We start from the raw sequence: 15,518 nt of genomic DNA, 5'->3' as shown, positions 1-15,518 counted from the left end.
TCAGTATGAGCTGTTGTCAGCTTGCGGACAAGCTAAGAGCGCCCCTATTGCCGGGCGCTCTAACACGCGTCAGGCTTTCTGATCATGAAGCTTCTCGTACGGTCGGTGGCCCAAGCGAGCTGGGAAACCGTATACCGTGTGACGATGTTCTCTGACGCCTCCGGGATACGCGCTGGTGGAGTTCACTGATGGCTGGCCAGCAACGGCGTGGTGGCGGTGGGGTGGCGCGTGGCGGCCAGGGCGGCCGAGCGGCCAAGGCGGGGTCGCATCGCAAAGGTGCGTCGGCTGGTAGCGGCGGCCAGCGCAGGAAGAGCTTGGAGGGCCGTGGCGCCACTCCGCCGGCCGAGCTGCGGCCAGGCCACCCAGCTCAGCGCAGAGCCGCTGTGATCGCGGCGGCTGAGGCGCGACGCCCGGTGGGTTCGCGGGCCACCGACAGCACTGGGCGAGCCGGCAGTGTCTCCAACGCTCGGGCGGGTACGGACAGAGCCGGTGATGACAGGGCTCGGGACGAGGGCGGCCGGGCGGCGCGCGGTCCGCGTCCGCTCTCCGGGACAGGCCAGGGCCGGGGTGGGAAAAAAGGCGGGAAAACCGGTGTTGAACGGGTGCCGCGGTCCGGCGGTCGTGCTGGCGGGCCCGTCCGCGGCGGGCCAGATCGGGCTGGTCCGTCCCGCTCCGGCCGAGCGGAGCGCGATGGTCGCGGTGACCTCGACGAACTGGTAGTCGGCCGTAACGCGGTGGTGGAGGCGCTACGGGCCGGTGTTCCGGGGTCAACTCTGTTCGTTGCCGGTGGCACAGAGTATGACGAACGTCTTGACGAGGCCCGCCGGCTCGCTCCTCTTGCCGGTGTGGCTGTCGCGGATGTCGCCCGCGCCGAGCTGGACCGGATGTGCGGTTCCGCGCCGCATCAGGGGCTGGCGCTGTCGGTGCCGCCGTTCCGGTATGCCCACCCCGATGACCTCCTGGCCCGTGCGCAGGCCGCGCCACCGGGACTGTTGGTGGCGTTGGACGGAGTGACCGATCCGCGTAATCTCGGTGCTGTGATCAGATCGGCGGCGGCGTTCGGCGCGCACGGTGTGGTTGTGCCCGAGCGACGGGCGGCCGGCGTGACCGCGGCAGCGTGGAAGACATCGGCGGGTGCCGCCGCCCGGTTGCCGGTGGCGCGGGCGACGAACTTGTCTCGGGCGTTGGCGGCCTGGGCGGATGCCGGCATTTTCGTCGTTGGACTGGCCGCGGACGGCGAGGTTGGTCTCGATGAGCTGGAGATGGCCGGTGATCCGCTGGCGCTGGTTGTCGGCTCGGAGGGACGGGGCCTGTCACGGCTGGTCGGGGAGCGCTGCGATCTGACCGTGCGGATCCCGATGGTCGGTAACGTCGAGTCGCTCAACGCCGGGGTCGCCGCTGGCGTGATGTTGGCGGAGATCGCTCGCCGTCGCCGGGTGGACGGGCAGCGGTAGCCGGACCCCGGCCGCTGATGGACCGGACTCCGGTCGCTAACGGAGTTGTTCGGACCACCGCGGCGCGGCTGTGGCCACGGACCGTCCGGTTTCGTCGTCGAGAATGGCGACGGACCGTTCGAGCAGAGACCGGAACTCCTCCAGCTCTCCTGGGGAGAACACGTCGGTGAGGCGCTGTTCGACCGCGAGCGCCAGCGCGTCGGCCTGTCGCAGCAACGCCAGGCCGGTTGGTGTCAGCCGGCTCTGAAAAACCTTCGCATGGACATCCGACTGCTCACGGACAATCAGTCCCTTGGCTTCGAGGGTGAGCAGCAGGCTGGCCATCGACTGGGGTGTGACCATGCACCTCCGGGCGAGCTGGGCGCCGGAGAGACCGGGTGACTCGGCAAGGGTGAACAGCGCGGTGTACTGCGGGACGGAAAGCCCGACATCACGCAGTGCCCGGGTCTTCTCACGGATGAGTGCCTGTTCCGCCCTCTTGATCGAATGTCCGAGGCGGGCCACGGCGGAGGGAAGCGGCTCTTCCCACACCATTCTGAGCTCCCCTCCTTACTTTTGCCGCACTTCTCGTATGCCGCCTGGCGGGTACGGAAGGTTTTGTTCGGTGACTCTGGGTGGTTAAGTTCTCCCGCGTCGCGCGGAAACGTCTGGTCGCGTCATTCCTGGCTGGTTGGCAGCCTGTCGACTTTATTGCGAGCGGGGGATTCCCGGCCGGCCCTGTCGGAGGCACCCGTTTCCGTGGTTGCCGCGTGGATGTCGCGATGTGTCATACCGGCTTCCCTTGGGACCGGCAACAGGGGGCGCGGCGTCGTGGGGCTGGGGCAGGCACGCCCCTCGCGGCATCACTCCCCGTCCATCGCTCCCGATCCATCGCCGCGCGATGCCCGGGTACCCCGGCTCGTCGGTCGTCACCCAACACCTCCGGTGGCTCCCCGCGCCGCCTCGCGATGCATGTACCCCATCCTCACTCCTTGATCCATTCCCCTATTGCCGGGCGCTCTTATATGGCGCGTCATTGGTGACCGCGTCGGCCCATGTTCGTGATGCTCCGCCAAGGCACACGAGAACCTAATCTATAGCGAATATCGGTGTGGGTGGATTCACATGGCGTGGGCGGCCTCACAAGAAGTCCACGGAGACGAGTAGCGGCTCTCTTCCGCCGGTTAGCATAGTTTTTTACGCTTCAGCGAGGAGGCGGCCACATGGGTATGAGTACACCCCGAGCGGGGTACGGACCGAGCTTCAACAAGTTCGCCGAGATGGTAGCCGATGACTTGCGCGGAAGAGTGGCACGCGGTGAGGTCCGGCCTGGCGACCACCTTCCACCGGAGACCGAACTGATGGATATTTATGGTGTCGCAAGGCCGACAATGCGCGAGGCGCTACGCATCCTTGAGTCAGAATCTTTGATCGTTCTTCGCCGTGGCTCCCACCTCGGGCCGCTCGTCCAGGAGCCGGACGGGCAGGTCCTGGCCCGGCAAGCCGGACTGCGGCTCCAGATGCGGGGAACGCCCGTCCGGGACCTGGCCGAGGCGCGGGCTGTCATGGATTCGGGCATTGTGGCGCTGGCCGCAAAACGCCGTACCCCGGCGGATTTGCGAGAAATGCGGGCATGCCTGGCGGCGGCCGACGCCGCGCGTAATGCGGCTGATTTCTCCCGGCGTGCCACGGATTTTCGGGTGCTGGTCGTCCGATCCTGTCACAATCAGACCCTGACGTTGCTGGCCGAGCTTGTCGCGTCGCTGCTCCGGCATCAGTACGACGTTGTTCTCCGCAATGTCCCGGAGCATGATGGACGCCGTTTCATCGAGCAGTCGCTGGCGCGTTACGCGCGGCTGACCGATCTGCTCGAAAACTGTGACGTGGCCGGCGCGGTCGAGTTCTGGGACGCTCACGGAGCGATTGATGGAGAATTCGGGATGACCGGCCTGGGCACAGCCCCCATGCTGGTCTACTCCTGACCGGTGGCTCGGCCGCGGGGCTGCCGGCCGGGGCCGGTCCTGACGGGCTGGTGCGGGACGCGGGCATCAGCTGGGATCGGATCCGTCCGTCCGGCTCGGGGCCGTCGGCTTCGGTCCCTCAGCGGGTCCCCAGCCGTCGATCCCGCTGAGCGAGATCGACGGCTGATGCCCTACGCTAGGGAGGTTCCTCGGCTGGCCGGCGTGGCGCAACTGGCAGCGCACTCGACTTGTAATCGAGCGGTTAGGGGTTCGAATCCCCTCGCCGGCTCCGCTCTGACCAGGGCGTAAGCCTGCCCTGAGGTCCTCGTGGGTTGCCGATCAGGCTCTGAGGGGAACAGAAAGGGAACAAAACGCCGGTGGCATGACGGGAGAACAAGATGATCATTACGGTCGGTTGCTACTGTGGGTAGCTGTCGCCGGTGGGAGCGGCTGGTTGCCGGCTTCCTGTGACCGACGTGGAACCATCCGCACGGCGTTTTCCACTGCCATACGGGTGAGGTCGGGCAGTACGGAGGTGTAGGTGTCGGCGGTGATGGTGATCGAGGAGTGCCCGAGGAGCTCTTGGACGATTTTGAGGTCAGTGCCGCCGGCGAGGGCGAGGGTGGCGGCTCCGTGTCGGAGGTCGTGGAGCCGGATGGGTGGGAGCTGCGCCGCGAAGGCAAGTCGCTGGAAGCGGTAGCTCAGGAACGAGGGATGGATGTTGCTGCCGTCTTCACGGGTGAAGACGCGGACCGAGTCCGTCCATGCTGGGTCCCAGCCGTCGCGTTCGCGGTCTTGCTGGCCGCGCCACCAGCGCAGGACGGCGATGGTGACGGGGTCGAGGGGGATGTCGCGGACGCTGTCGGCTTTCGGGGTGTCGCCGGCCACCTCCCAGCCGTGGAGGACGAGTTGCCAGGAGACGTGCAGCACGCCGTCGTCTAGGTCGATGTCTGGCCACGACACGCCGCAGGCCTCCCCTCTCCGTAGCCCACTGAACACGATGAGGTGCAGGCAGGGGGAGAGTCGATCCGAGGTCACATCATCGAGAAAGGCGCCGGTCTGTTCGGGTGTCCACACCATGACTTTGGACGGCCGGGGTGTTTCCTTCCAGAGCTTGAACTGGCGTACCACGCTTTTACGGGCGCGTTCGTCGAGCTGGGAGATGGCGCGGCTGTACCCTGCCCACCAGTTCTCGGTCCGCGCCCGTGTCCACACGAGTGCCTTCGGCCGCTTGCCGGACGCCAAGCTGACGTGCTTCGCCGGATTGCTAGCGATGAGTTCTCGCTTGATTGCGGCAGAAAGGGAAGACCGCAGAGTAGCGCGGATACGCTGTCGGGTCGCTGCGCTCGTTATTCTTTGCCGTCTGTTGAAATCGACCTCTTCGCCCCGGCTTGCACGTTCCCGTAGTTCCGTAAGCTCGTCGTCCGCTTCTTGTATTCGGTCGAACATGGCGTCAATCTGGCTTATCTGAAGCTTGTCGAGTGGAAGATGGCCGAGGTGTGGTTTGAGGTACACGCGGATATTGGACTCGTAGCCGTTCCGCGTGGTCTTCTTGATGTCTCTCTTCCCGTTGAGCCAATTATCCAGCCATTCGCCCACGGTGATGCTTTTGTCCAGAGCCACACCGGCGTTTACGCGTCTCCTGACACCATCGATGGTTGGAAGCTCCCCGCCGCGTGCCGTCGCTTCCTTGATCAGACTTCCGATCTTCTTTTGAAGATCGGAAGTCTCTCCGATCTCGACCAGTTTTTTGATCTCCGAAATTTTCGTTTCAGCCTCATCCTTGCTGGTAAACCCAAACCTCTTCACCTGTTCATTGCCCCGCGTTGTCTCCAAGCGGACGGCGTAGCCCCACGTGCCGTGCTCACTCCTCTTGATCCGGGGACAACGGGCGCCCAGTAGCGCACCGGTCGCGTTGTCCTTGCAGTAGCAGCGTTTCAGGGTGGATCCCTGCATACTTTCCTCCGTCGGTATAAATCGCTAGTGTGCCCGCGTCGGGTGAAACGGACAAGAATCGGATGTTGTGCTAAATTGCGGGCATGTCACCGCCGAAAGAACAAGAACAGGAATTGCTCGTCGTGACGGAGCGCCTTGCCTTGATCGGTGGATTGCGAAGCCGTGATTTCAGATTTTTAGAGAACGCCCTTCCAGCGCATTTCGAGAACTCAATCCATCGGTTTTCCCGGTGGCATGGTTCTGGCGGATGAGCTGGCGATCAGGGCGGTGAGGTATCGGCGTGCGGTGCCTTCGTGCAGGCCGATTTGGGGGGCGAGGTCTCGTGCGAGTGCGTAGACACTCCGGTTGTCGTCGGGGTCGATCTGTTCGGCCAGCAGGAGCCGAAGTCGCTCCTTCTTCGTGGGTGTCTCCCGGCCGTGCGCCGCGCCGGTGGCTGGAGCCGGTATGACCGCCTGAGGCGCCGCCTCTTCGTCACTGGCGCCAGCTGCCGTCGACGGCGCCAGTGGGGTCGTGTTGTGGATGCCGTTGGCGTGAGCCCAGCCGGCGGCGCGGATCTGGCGCATGAGCAGGTCGTATGCACCGATGAGTGCGATGGGCGGCCAAGCGGCGATGATCCGGGCGGGCAGGGTGGGGGCGGCGTGCATGACGTTGGCCGCGAGGCTGGCTGCTGATCCGAGAGCGAGGAGCAGGTAAGACAACCAGCGGCGGGAACGACCGGCGCGGCTGTCGGCGAGCATCGTCATGGAGGCGGCGACGATGAGTCCGTCGACGGACAGGGGGATCACGGCGGCGTTGAGGTCGTCCTCGCCGTTGGCGTGGGCGACGGTTCGCATGTGGCGGTAGCTGATCAGGGCGGCGATCGTGGCTACGGTGAGGACCGCTCCCCAGGTCGCGTAGTGGATGGCGCGCTCGCTGCGTGCGCCGGGGACCACCACGGCGCGGTCGGATGAGGGCGAAGCTGGTGGGGCATCGGCCGGTGCGGGTCGCGGGGTAGGGCCGGGCATGATCGAATTCCCTCCCGTGGATGGGGGTCGCTACCTGGTAGGCCGCGAGCGGCGCGTTTCGGCACACCCACCCGATTCGGCGCGCACGAGATGGCCTCCATCTGGGGGCGAGGCCAGGCGGATCCCGTGCCGTCAGCCGCGGGGGCGATCAGCGCGGATGCCCGCGGCGGTGGGTTGGCTGCTGTGGCGCCGCGGTTCAGCGGATGCGGGTGTGCGCCGGCTGTCGCTGTCTGGAGGTGTGGCGGTCGGAGTTGTCCCGCCGGACTCGATGCCGACGAAGGCGAGCAGACCGGTGGTCTGGACGCGGTAGCGGCGTCCGATCCGCTGGACAGGGCAGGGGAAGGCGCCGCGGCGGGCGAGCTCGTAGGCGACGGTCCGGCTGATCCCGATGGCACGGGCGGCCGTCATGAGGGTCACGGTGGCGGGAAGGGCTTGGATCTCAGCGATCGACAGCTGATCCACGAGCTTCTCCTTCGTCGGCGGTCGTCCCGCGTGCCTGGGGTTGGCGCCGGCTGGTCATGGGGCGAGCTCGGGTGCCGGGCGGCTGCCGATGACGCTGGCGGTCGGGGCTTCGACAGATCGGTCGGGGACGAGCTGCGGGGCGCTGACGGTGAGGAGGTGGCGCAACGGCCGTTCGGGGAAGCGGCCGGCGATGGCTTCGGCGCGGCTGGTGTGGGGGCGCAGGGTGAGGCCGGCGAAGCGGCGGAGGGCCTCCCCGGATGCCGCCGTGAGGAACTGGAGCCGCTGCTGCTGGTCGAGGTCGGCGTGGTCGAGGTCGGCGTCGGTGGGCGCGTGGGCGAGCAGCGCGCCGGCGAGGGCGGTGGTGTCGCCGTCGGCGAGGCGTCGGCGGATGGTGTCGTCGAGTCCGGTGCTGATGTGGCGTTCGACGATGCGCCGTTGGGTGTGTTCCTCGGCTGTTCCCAGGAGCCAGCCGTTGCGGTCGCAGGCCGCTTTCAGCGCCTGGTCGGACAGGCCGGTGAGGTCGGTCGGGCAGGGGAGCCGGTCGATGAGCCGGTGGATCGTGGTGAGTCCCGCGTGTCCGGTGGCGCCGCCGGTGACCAGTTGCGCGGCGGTCGCGGGGTGGGTCAGGTGCAGCACTCCGATGGCCAGCGCTGCGGTGTCCGGGGTGGGCCGGGCACGTGCCAGCCATCGCCGTCCACGCATGGCCGCGGCGACGGTGTGGTGGAGATGGTCGGTGGCGCGGGTGACGCCGTCCCAGGCGATGAGGTCACGGTGTTCGGGTCGGATCGCCGCCAGCGGTCCGTGTGATCGGGCGGGAACGGTGAGCATGACCGACGCGGGGACGGCGTGGACGATCCCGTTCATGAGGATCATGAGCCGGGGCAGGTCGGGTTCGGACATGCGGGCGGCGACGGCGAGCTGCCGGCGGGCCAGGTAGGTTTCCGTGGCGAGGCGGAGGTTCGCGCCGTGCAGGGCGTTGAAGGCGGCTTTGCCGATGCTGGTCACCGCTGGCCGCCGCGTCGACTTGGCGATCATCGTTCCGATGTGTGCGCTCAGCGTGCGCAGCTGCCCGGGGTCGATGCCGTGCCCGGCGGCGACGGCGTCGATGTGCCGGTTCTGGACGGTGGTGGGTTGGCCGGCGACGCCCGCGGCGACGTCGGTGAGCGCGGCGGCCAGGACGGTGACACCGATCGCGGGCTGGGACTGGTCGGCCGGGGTGAGCTGGGCGATCTCGTCGATGACCTGTTGGCTGGCCGTGGGTCGGGTGCTGCCGGTGTGCGCCGGGTCGGTGGGGGGGTCGGGCCACATGCTGATGTCGCGGGTGGGGATACCGAGGGTGCGGTCGTGGCGTTCTCGTCGGGTGATCGGCCGGGGTTGCCAGGGTGGCTGGCCGAGGTCGGCGCCGGGCCGGTCGGCGGATGTCCGGGTGAAGTAGTCCCAGTCGCGGTGGCCGAGGGTACGGGTGGGCCGGTCCCGTCCCAGGTCGGGGTCGCGACCGGCTGGGGTGTTCACCGCGGCTGCCCGGAGCCGCGGTGGCGTTGCCGGGCGATGTGCCGTTGGCGGGCGAGGTGGGAGGCGCGGAGGTGGGCGGCGACCGCGAGATCGGCCGGGTCGGGCTCTCCGGCGGAGACGATGAGCTGCCAGCCGTCGAGGGTCTCGCGCACTTCCAGCGTTCCGCTGGAAGTGCGGATCGCGACGATGCCGGCGCGGCCGAGTTTCCCGACGAGCCGGGTGGCCTGTGCGTGGTCGCCGTCGAGTTGCGCGGTCATGGCGGCGACGGCGAGTGCCAGCCGGGGATCGAAATGGCCGCAGTGGTCGGTGTCGGCCGGAAGCCGGTCGGGGAGATCGAGGATGATGGGCTGGTCGAGGACGGTGGTGTCCCAGTTCGGTTCCGGACTGGCGATCATCAAAGGTCCATTCCCGGGGCCGGTGGCGCGGCGTGTGGCTGGCTGGGACCGAGCGGGGACGGGCCGGCGACGACGACCGGTGTCGGCTCGGTGAGGTCGGCGAGCTGGTCGGGGACGTGCCGGGCTGCCAGCGCAGCGAGGGTGAGGCGGGCCTCGGTGCCGCCGAGGTGGCCGGGCATGCGGGCGTCGAGCAGCGCGGTGAGTTCGGCGGGGGTGTGCGCGAGCGCGGCGCCGAGGTCCTCGGCGTCGACGTGGATCCAGCCGTGCCGAGGGTCGCCGACGGTGGCCTGCCCGTCGTGGTAGGTGATCGTGACCGAGGCCGGTGGCTGGGCGAGTTCGACCGGTACCGTCTCGCCGCCGGCGAGTCGTGTGCCGTCGCGGCCACGCCGGGGTCCGTCCACCTGCGGTGGTGCGGCGCGGAGTTGGGCGTGGAGGGCTTGCTGCGCGGCGGTGTAGGCGTCCTCGGGACGGTGGTACGGGCCGCGCAGGATGATCCGGTCGGGGTCGACGGCGTGGAGGTAGCCGTACCAGGTCATGACCGTGGTGGATGCTGGCGGGGCCGGCGCGGGGGCGGTTGGCCGTTGATAGGGGTTGCCGGGTGCGATCGGCGCGGGTGGAGCGGCGGGCAGGTCGGCGGCGAACCCGACGACGTCACCGAGGTCGATCTCGGCGGGGGTGAACCCTCGGCGTCCAGGCCCGGATTCCCAGGGATACGCCCCCCACCCGGTCGGCTGTGTCGGGTCGGGCCACAGGGTTGCCGCGCGGACCACGGCGCCGCGCGGTACCTGGAACGGCACGTCGATGACGGTGGCGCCGGCAAGGAGCCGAAACGCCTTCAACGGCGGGTTGTCCGGGACGGTCCGGCGAGGCGGGGTGGTCACGTCGCCGGCGGTGGGATGACCGGCGTCGTGGCCGGGATGGGCGTCTGCTCGGTCGGGGTGGCTGCGCCCGGCCAGGCGGCGGGAGCGGCGAGCGCGGCCAGCGCGGCCAGGGTGATCCGAGGTAGGTCCGGTGCGAGCGGACGGCCGGGTCCGTAGCGACTGAGCAGGTCGCACAGTTCCGGTCGGGTCCAGCGCAATGCCGCGGACAGCTGGTCGGCGGGGACGTCGAGCCGGCCGTGGACCGGGTCGAGGACCCGGATGATGTCGCCGTGCTCCTCCAACCGGAGCGGTGCCGGACGTCCCGTGTCCAGTCCTGGACGGGGCGACCGGGTGACGGTGCGGGATGCGCCGGACACCGTTGGTTCCGATACCGGACCGTTGCCCGCCCGCTGGACGGCCGTCCGGTGCAGGTCCGGACGGCCGACGTCCGGTCCGGGCGTGTGCGGTCCGGTGAAAAGGGGGCGGACCACATGCGCCGGGCTGACGAGGACATGCCCGGGGTTGGCGTGCCAGGGATGGTCGAGGTCCGCGGCGCGGTCCGGGCGCCAGGCGTAGGAGCGGACCGCGCCGCCGGTGTCCGTGAGCGCCTCGGTGACGGTTCCGGTTTCGATCGCCCGGCCCGGTACGGCGGCTTTGATTCGGGTTCCTGGGGCAAGCCCGGGTGGCGATTCCGGTACGGCTGGCGCCGGGTTCGCGCCATCGGCGCGCACGGCGTGCAGGTTCCGTGCGGTCGGCGCGGTGTCGAACACGACCCGGCTGTGGCGGCGTCGGGCAGGCCCGTCCGGCGGCTCGGGTTGGCTCGTTACCACGGCAGCCCGCTGCCGCCGTCGGAGCCCGGCCAGGTGAGGGGATCAGCGTCCCCGCCGGTCTCTGTGGCATCCCCGACGTCGTCGGATGTGACGTGTGATGTGGCATCTGGTGTGGCATCTGGTGTGGTGATCGGCCAGTTGTTCTCCGATGGCACCGTGTTGTGCTCGTCATGGCGGTCGTCCGCGCGGACGCGACGGCGCGCTGCCCGGCGCGCCAGCTCGCGCCGCTCCATGCGGCGGCCGGTCGCGAGTGCGTGGAGGTCGGGGTCGAGATACCAGTAGCGGCCGTGCAAATGGGCGGGCGGCAGGGTGTTGTGGACGAGCAGCGCCTGTCCGGGCGCGATCTGGCGTAGCAACGGCGCGGGAAGAAGCTCGAGGCGCGTCGGGGCGTGGGAGACGTTGTGTCGCCCCCCGCCGATGGCCGCACCGCCGAGTCCGCCGGCGTCATCGGAGGTGGACCGTTGGACGGCGTGTTCCTGTCCGAGGAGACCGGCGGCGTAGTCCAGGGTGGACTTGTCCGACAGGCCGGCGAAGAACACTTTGGTGATCGCGTTCGAGACGACGATGTCGGCCTTGGTGGTGTAGGCGGCGTCGATCTGCGCTTTCGACTGGAACACGAGCATGAGTTGGATGCCGAGCCCGGCGCAGGTGGAGATCCGGCCGGGGAGGTTACGCATCGGCCAGTTCCCGGCCTCGTCGATGACGACGAGCAGCGGCGGGTCGAGCGGGACGTCGGTGCGGCCGACCCGGGCGTACGCCTGTTTCATCAGGTCGTCGAGCAGCCCGCCGAGCACGGGGGCGAGCCGTTCGGCTTCGTCGAGGTCCGCGCACAGGTACAACGTGTTGGCTGCGGCCGGCTGCACCCCGCCGGGTGATCGTGTGCGGTCGCCCAGGAGCCAGTCCAGGTCGATCCGCGGGTTCGCGGCGGACGCGGCGACATCGGGTTCCTGCCAGGGTTGGATCATCTGTCGGGCGACCAGGTAGGTGGAGGACACCTGCTTGGGGTCGTTACGCCACAGCCCGTCGAACCCGGCGAGGACCAGCGTGCCGTCGGTGGCGATGGACGGGTCGTGATGGGCGGCCAGCGGGGCGAGGAGCGTGCGGACACCGTCCTTACTCATCGTCTGGACCCAGCCGACGACGGTGTCCATCCCGACCTCGCAGACCGCGGCGGTCCAGAACAGCAACGCGAGGAGGTCCTCCGCGGCTGAGGTCCAAAAACCCATGTCGGAGGACGAGCCGGACGTCCAGGTGGTGGCGTTGGCGATGCTGCGTGCGGCCCGCCGGGCGCCGGCCAGGTTGGCTGCTTCCCGCAGCGGTGACCAGCTGGCGCCGGGCTGGTCGGTGGCGTTCGCCGGGTCGAACACCAGCACCTCGCCGAGGCGGTGTCGCCGGGCGATGGTGGCGGCCATCAGGTCGTTCTTGACCGATAGCGCGACGACGGGGCCGGCCCATTCCAGGATCGCGGGGATCGCCAACGCTGCGGTCTTCCCGCACTGGGAGGGGCCGACGACCAGGACCGCGCCGCGTGGGCCGCGGCGGCGTTCAGCCCAACGACGCAGCAGCGACGGCACGGATGGGTCGAGGCCCAGCCGGGAGTCTTCGGTCGCCACCAGCCGGCCGCGCCATGGCCCGCCGACGCGGCCCAGCGTCAACCGGCCGACCACCGGGCCGGACACCCACAGCGGCGCCAGGTCCCAGACGCGGGCGAACCGCGCTTCGGGGTTCAGACCCATCCGGAGGCGGCGTTGCACCCCGACACCGGTGTGCAGGAACAGCCCGACTGCGACCGCCGTGACGGCGACCAGGAGGACGAGCACCGTGGACGCCATGCCGGCCCACGCGACAACCCGGGCTGCGGGGACCGCGGGCGCGGGTGTCGTCGCGTCGGCCGGGCTGAGGAATCGATCGGTCAGGGCGGCGCCGACCAGTACGGCAACGGTCACAATCCTGCCCAGGAGGCTGGCTGCCGATGCGGTCGCGGTGCGCTCGGGCCGCCGGTGGGGGAGGGGAACCGGGCGGGTCATGCCGCAGTCCCCATCCGCCGGATGCGTGCCGGTGGAGCGGGTAGCTCCAGGAGCTGGGTGAGCTGGACGACGGCGCGTTGCCGGCGGCCTCGTACCGCACGCTCGGTCACACCGGTCCGTAGCGCGATCTCGCGTTCGGTGCGGCCCTCGACCGCGAGCTCGACGAGTAGCCGCACCGCGGACTCGGGCAGCCCGTTCCGCCGCGCGCGGGCGAGGACGTCCACGACCTCGATCAGCGGGTCGTCGGGCGCGTCGACGGGCCTGCCGTCGAGGCGGGCCAGCGGCAACACGGCGCCGATGTCGACCGCGGGCACGGTGCGGCGGTCGATGAGCGGTGGACGGCCGAACAGTTCGTGTTCCGCTTCGTAGACGATGTTCGCGGCGATTTTCACCGGCCGGCGATCCAGCGGATAGGTGAGGATCGCGATCCACGCGGCCGAGGTGTAGCCGGCCAGCAGGGTCCCGAAGCTGGCGTGTCCCCGGCGTGCCCGGACGCCCGAGCGAGCGATCAGCGCGGGCAGAACTCGCTGGAGGAGGATGCGCGCGGCCACCTGATCGCCGTAGCGAGCTTCCTCGACCAGCGCGGCCATGCGCCGGTCCGCGACCAGAGGCGGTACCGTCCGGTCCCGGCCACACCCGGCGACGATCTCATCAGGTGTCCGTAGCATAGCCATATACGCGCGTCGCTGCTGCCAGGATGAAACCCTCGCCGCAACCTCGGGTCGGTCTTTCCACGCGTCCCATTCCGTGAACCAGCGAAGGACATCGTCGGAGACAGTTGGCCGGTGTTCTTTCGGTGGCCGGTCAGGACGATACGTGCAGGTCTTCTCCGTCATGGAACGGCAGCTTTCCTGGCGTCCTCACATGCGGTCCCACACCGGATGTCACAGTAACCGCCATCTTCCAAAAATCATGAGTGTGTGATGCGGCGTGACATGACCGGCCGTGTGCGCTGACTCGGCACTCGGATGGCGTGCGGCGTCACAGCGGGTGCCATTACCGCTGGTCAGGCACGTCCGGCGTGCCCTGGGGGCGATCTCTATTGGGTACTGGAGATCGCGGAAATCACTTGCCTGCCCGCCTTCCGGAGGGCCATGGCCGCGCACCCATGAATCGACCGCAACACTCGTTCTCAAGGGTGGCTTCGGTGGGGCAGATAGACCGTGATGCGGTGCTGGAAAAAATCGACCTGCGAGCACTCGCCGACGAAGTATGCGGGCCTGCTCGCGGCCGAGGAGCCGGCGCGGCATGGCACTGCCCCAGGCCGGAACATGCCGACGAGCACCCGAGTATGGGCATCTTCCGCGGCCGTACCGGCTACCAGCGGTGGAAATGCCATTCCTGCGGAGAAGGCGGAACCGCCGTCGACCTGTTCATGGCCGCGAGCGGCGTGGGCGCGGGCGAGGCCCTCCGCGAACTAGCCCGCCGCAGCGGGCTCCTCCCGTGGGATGCCGGAGGGTTCCGCCGGTCCACGACACCCACGATTCGCCGCGTGCCACCTCCTCCAGCGGCCCCGCCCACGACAGTGCGAGAACCGGACCCGGCCGTCGAAACCTTCGTGGCCAGAGGCGCCGCGTTGCTGTGGCAGCCCATCGGAAGCGGCGCACGCCAGCATCTGTCCGGGCGTGGCTTCACCGACGAGGTTCTGCACGCGAACCGGGTCGGATTCGACCCCGGACCCCGCCAGCTTGCACGGCCGCGCGGGCTGCCGTTCCGTGGACCCGGCATCGTCTACCCCGCACTCGACCCGATCAGCCGGAGTGCCGTCTACTACCAGGTCCGTTACCTCGACCCCGAGCGGGCCGGACGCAAGTACGATCAGCCCGCCGCGGCGCTCGCTCCCAACCCACGGCTGGCAGCTATCCGATCAACCGTGCCGGCGCCGGCCGGTTACCTCGTCGTCTGCGAGGGTTTCCCCGACGCCCTGACCGCCAGCCAAGCCGGTGTCGCGGCTATCGCCGTCCTCGGTGTCTCCCATGCCAGCACCGACGGTGCGGAAACACTCGCCCAGACGCTGCTGGAACGGTACCCGCGGACCGCGTTCGCGATCTGCTTCGACGCCGACGACCGCGGCACCCGACCTGGAAAGCCAGCGACCGGCCGGATCGCAGCCGGACGACTCGCCGACCGCCTCGCCCAAACGGGTGCGATCGTCGCCCGGCTCGAACCCGCGGCCCCCCACAAGGACCTCAACGACTGGTGGCGCGCCGACCCCGTGTCAGTCACCCGGGAGCTCAGCGGCACAGCCACGGTTCTCGTTCCAGTCGTTCCAGTCGGCCCGGACGTCGCCGCTCTGCGTTCAATCGGCTCCAGCCTTTCGCTACAACCGTTCGGACCGGATCTCATCGGATGAGGGGGCAGGAGCTTTCCTTGACCCGAAGGTCCACAGTCTGATCAGAGCACCGGTTCATCCAAGATCAATGGCCACGTCGTGGCTGGCTCAGCGCACGGTCAGCGGCAATAGCGGACACCCAGGCTGCCCTTTTTGCTTGTCACGAACGTTACCCAGCGCAGCAGGGAGCCGGGCGGGATCTGACGGGTCGGACGTGATCAACCTTGCAGCGACGACGCCGGGACAGCGACTGGAGGCGAGGTAGGGAAGGGCGGCGGTGACGCCGATCTATGACACGCCGGTCTTGAGCTCAACGCCGATCCGCTCCGGGCCCCCGCCCACTACAGCGATCTCGGCCCGTCACCATTTCGGCTCGCCGACCGGGAGGCGCTGAGCCCTTCGAGCTGGCGTATGCGGATTGCTAGCTCGTCTCGCTTCCAGTCTTCTACGTTCTGCGCGAAGTACGTCGCGAACGTCGCCCTCGCGGCGGTGTCCGACGTGTCAGGGAACATCGTCGCGAGGAGTCCGGTGACGCACTCCTCCCAGGTCAGCGGGGTCCGGACACGGGCGAGGCAGTCGAGCGCCGGCGCGATTTCGCATGCCTTCTCGACGTCGTCCGGATGCCGTGCCAACCACCAGGCGACCGCGTTGCCCACGTTGGTCAGAACGTCGTGTCGCAGGTAATCGCACCGAGCTCGTATCTGCTGCCAATCGCCATCGGAGGGAAGTAGCCAGGGGTGGGCCTT

Annotated in this window: 13 protein-coding genes, 1 tRNA gene and 1 pseudogene; 4 read left to right on the top strand and 11 right to left on the bottom strand. The window is 69.0% G+C overall.

All coding sequences use genetic code 11. The annotated features are described in order from the left end of the window. Positions 1-188 precede the first annotated feature (188 nt). Positions 189-1,454, top strand: coding sequence for a 23S rRNA (guanosine(2251)-2'-O)-methyltransferase RlmB (rlmB, locus tag MJ797_RS02955; protein WP_239331576.1), 1,266 nt, complete (start codon positions 189-191; stop codon positions 1,452-1,454). Between the two features lie 36 nt (positions 1,455-1,490). On the opposite strand, the gene MJ797_RS02950 is transcribed toward rlmB, so the two are convergent. Next, the gene (locus MJ797_RS02950; RefSeq protein ID WP_239331574.1) at positions 1,491-1,988 is read right to left on the bottom strand and encodes a MarR family winged helix-turn-helix transcriptional regulator; all 498 of its coding nucleotides are present in this window, start codon (positions 1,986-1,988) and stop codon (positions 1,491-1,493) included. A gap of 668 nt (positions 1,989-2,656) precedes the next feature. Between MJ797_RS02950 and MJ797_RS02945 the strand changes: the two genes are divergently transcribed. Then, positions 2,657-3,415, top strand: a complete 759-nt coding sequence (locus tag MJ797_RS02945) for a FadR/GntR family transcriptional regulator (protein WP_239331572.1) — start codon at positions 2,657-2,659, stop codon at positions 3,413-3,415. Between the two features lie 195 nt (positions 3,416-3,610). After that, a tRNA-Thr gene (locus tag MJ797_RS02940) sits at positions 3,611-3,683 on the top strand. 116 nt (positions 3,684-3,799) lie between these two features. Here the strand turns inward: MJ797_RS02940 and xerC are convergent. From xerC to MJ797_RS02895, 9 genes are all read right to left on the bottom strand, one after another. Continuing rightward, positions 3,800-5,350, bottom strand: a complete 1,551-nt coding sequence (gene xerC / locus MJ797_RS02935) for a tyrosine recombinase XerC (RefSeq protein WP_239331570.1) — start codon at positions 5,348-5,350, stop codon at positions 3,800-3,802. 209 nt (positions 5,351-5,559) lie between these two features. Next, positions 5,560-6,354, bottom strand: a complete 795-nt coding sequence (locus tag MJ797_RS02930) for a DUF2637 domain-containing protein (protein WP_239331568.1) — start codon at positions 6,352-6,354, stop codon at positions 5,560-5,562. Between the two features lie 132 nt (positions 6,355-6,486). Further along, complete coding sequence (locus MJ797_RS02925; protein ID WP_239331566.1) at positions 6,487-6,816, bottom strand: helix-turn-helix domain-containing protein; 330 nt, start codon at positions 6,814-6,816, stop codon at positions 6,487-6,489. Between the two features lie 54 nt (positions 6,817-6,870). Further along, the gene (locus tag MJ797_RS02920; RefSeq protein WP_239331564.1) at positions 6,871-8,328 is read right to left on the bottom strand and encodes a hypothetical protein; all 1,458 of its coding nucleotides are present in this window, start codon (positions 8,326-8,328) and stop codon (positions 6,871-6,873) included. Further along, positions 8,325-8,723, bottom strand: a complete 399-nt coding sequence (locus tag MJ797_RS02915; protein ID WP_239331562.1) for a hypothetical protein — start codon at positions 8,721-8,723, stop codon at positions 8,325-8,327. Before MJ797_RS02915 ends, MJ797_RS02920 begins: the two co-directional genes overlap by 4 nt. Then, positions 8,723-9,604 carry a hypothetical protein gene (locus MJ797_RS02910; protein WP_239331560.1) on the bottom strand — a complete coding sequence of 294 codons (882 nt, stop codon included), beginning with the start codon at positions 9,602-9,604 and terminating at the stop codon, positions 8,723-8,725. The genes MJ797_RS02915 and MJ797_RS02910 overlap by 1 nt, the downstream gene beginning before the upstream one ends. Beyond that, a complete protein-coding gene (locus tag MJ797_RS02905; protein ID WP_239331558.1) occupies positions 9,601-10,413 on the bottom strand; it encodes a hypothetical protein in 813 nt (270 codons plus the stop codon). The genes MJ797_RS02910 and MJ797_RS02905 overlap by 4 nt, the downstream gene beginning before the upstream one ends. Further along, the gene (locus MJ797_RS02900; protein WP_239331556.1) at positions 10,407-12,440 is read right to left on the bottom strand and encodes a type IV secretory system conjugative DNA transfer family protein; all 2,034 of its coding nucleotides are present in this window, start codon (positions 12,438-12,440) and stop codon (positions 10,407-10,409) included. The genes MJ797_RS02905 and MJ797_RS02900 overlap by 7 nt, the downstream gene beginning before the upstream one ends. Beyond that, complete coding sequence (locus tag MJ797_RS02895) at positions 12,437-13,114, bottom strand: sigma-70 family RNA polymerase sigma factor (protein WP_239331554.1); 678 nt, start codon at positions 13,112-13,114, stop codon at positions 12,437-12,439. Before MJ797_RS02895 ends, MJ797_RS02900 begins: the two co-directional genes overlap by 4 nt. Before the next feature lie 473 nt (positions 13,115-13,587). Here MJ797_RS02895 and MJ797_RS02890 point away from each other — a divergent pair, with 473 nt between their 5' ends. Then, positions 13,588-14,793 carry a toprim domain-containing protein gene (locus tag MJ797_RS02890; protein WP_239312656.1) on the top strand — a complete coding sequence of 402 codons (1,206 nt, stop codon included), beginning with the start codon at positions 13,588-13,590 and terminating at the stop codon, positions 14,791-14,793. A 320-nt stretch (positions 14,794-15,113) separates the two neighbouring features. Here the strand turns inward: MJ797_RS02890 and MJ797_RS02885 are convergent. Further along, positions 15,114-15,518, bottom strand: a pseudogene (locus MJ797_RS02885) (hypothetical protein); the annotation flags it as partial.

This window comes from Protofrankia sp. CiP3 (genome assembly GCF_917627345.1).
In the GTDB taxonomy this organism is placed as follows: domain Bacteria; phylum Actinomycetota; class Actinomycetes; order Frankiales; family Frankiaceae; genus Protofrankia.
Note: the sequence above shows the minus strand (reverse complement) of the source record. Positions and strands in the feature narration are given on the sequence as shown.

What these genes read in the sequence shown, in the direction of transcription:
- rlmB (WP_239331576.1), top strand. Translation starts at nt 189, where the DNA reads ATGGCTGGCCAGCAACGGCGTGGTGGCGGTGGGGTGGCGCGTGGCGGC.
- MJ797_RS02950 (WP_239331574.1), bottom strand. Translation starts at nt 1,988, where the DNA reads ATGGTGTGGGAAGAGCCGCTTCCCTCCGCCGTGGCCCGCCTCGGACAT.
- MJ797_RS02945 (WP_239331572.1), top strand. Translation starts at nt 2,657, where the DNA reads ATGGGTATGAGTACACCCCGAGCGGGGTACGGACCGAGCTTCAACAAG.
- xerC (WP_239331570.1), bottom strand. Translation starts at nt 5,350, where the DNA reads ATGCAGGGATCCACCCTGAAACGCTGCTACTGCAAGGACAACGCGACC.
- MJ797_RS02930 (WP_239331568.1), bottom strand. Translation starts at nt 6,354, where the DNA reads ATGCCCGGCCCTACCCCGCGACCCGCACCGGCCGATGCCCCACCAGCT.
- MJ797_RS02915 (WP_239331562.1), bottom strand. Translation starts at nt 8,723, where the DNA reads ATGATCGCCAGTCCGGAACCGAACTGGGACACCACCGTCCTCGACCAG.
- MJ797_RS02900 (WP_239331556.1), bottom strand. Translation starts at nt 12,440, where the DNA reads ATGACCCGCCCGGTTCCCCTCCCCCACCGGCGGCCCGAGCGCACCGCG.
- MJ797_RS02895 (WP_239331554.1), bottom strand. Translation starts at nt 13,114, where the DNA reads ATGGCTATGCTACGGACACCTGATGAGATCGTCGCCGGGTGTGGCCGG.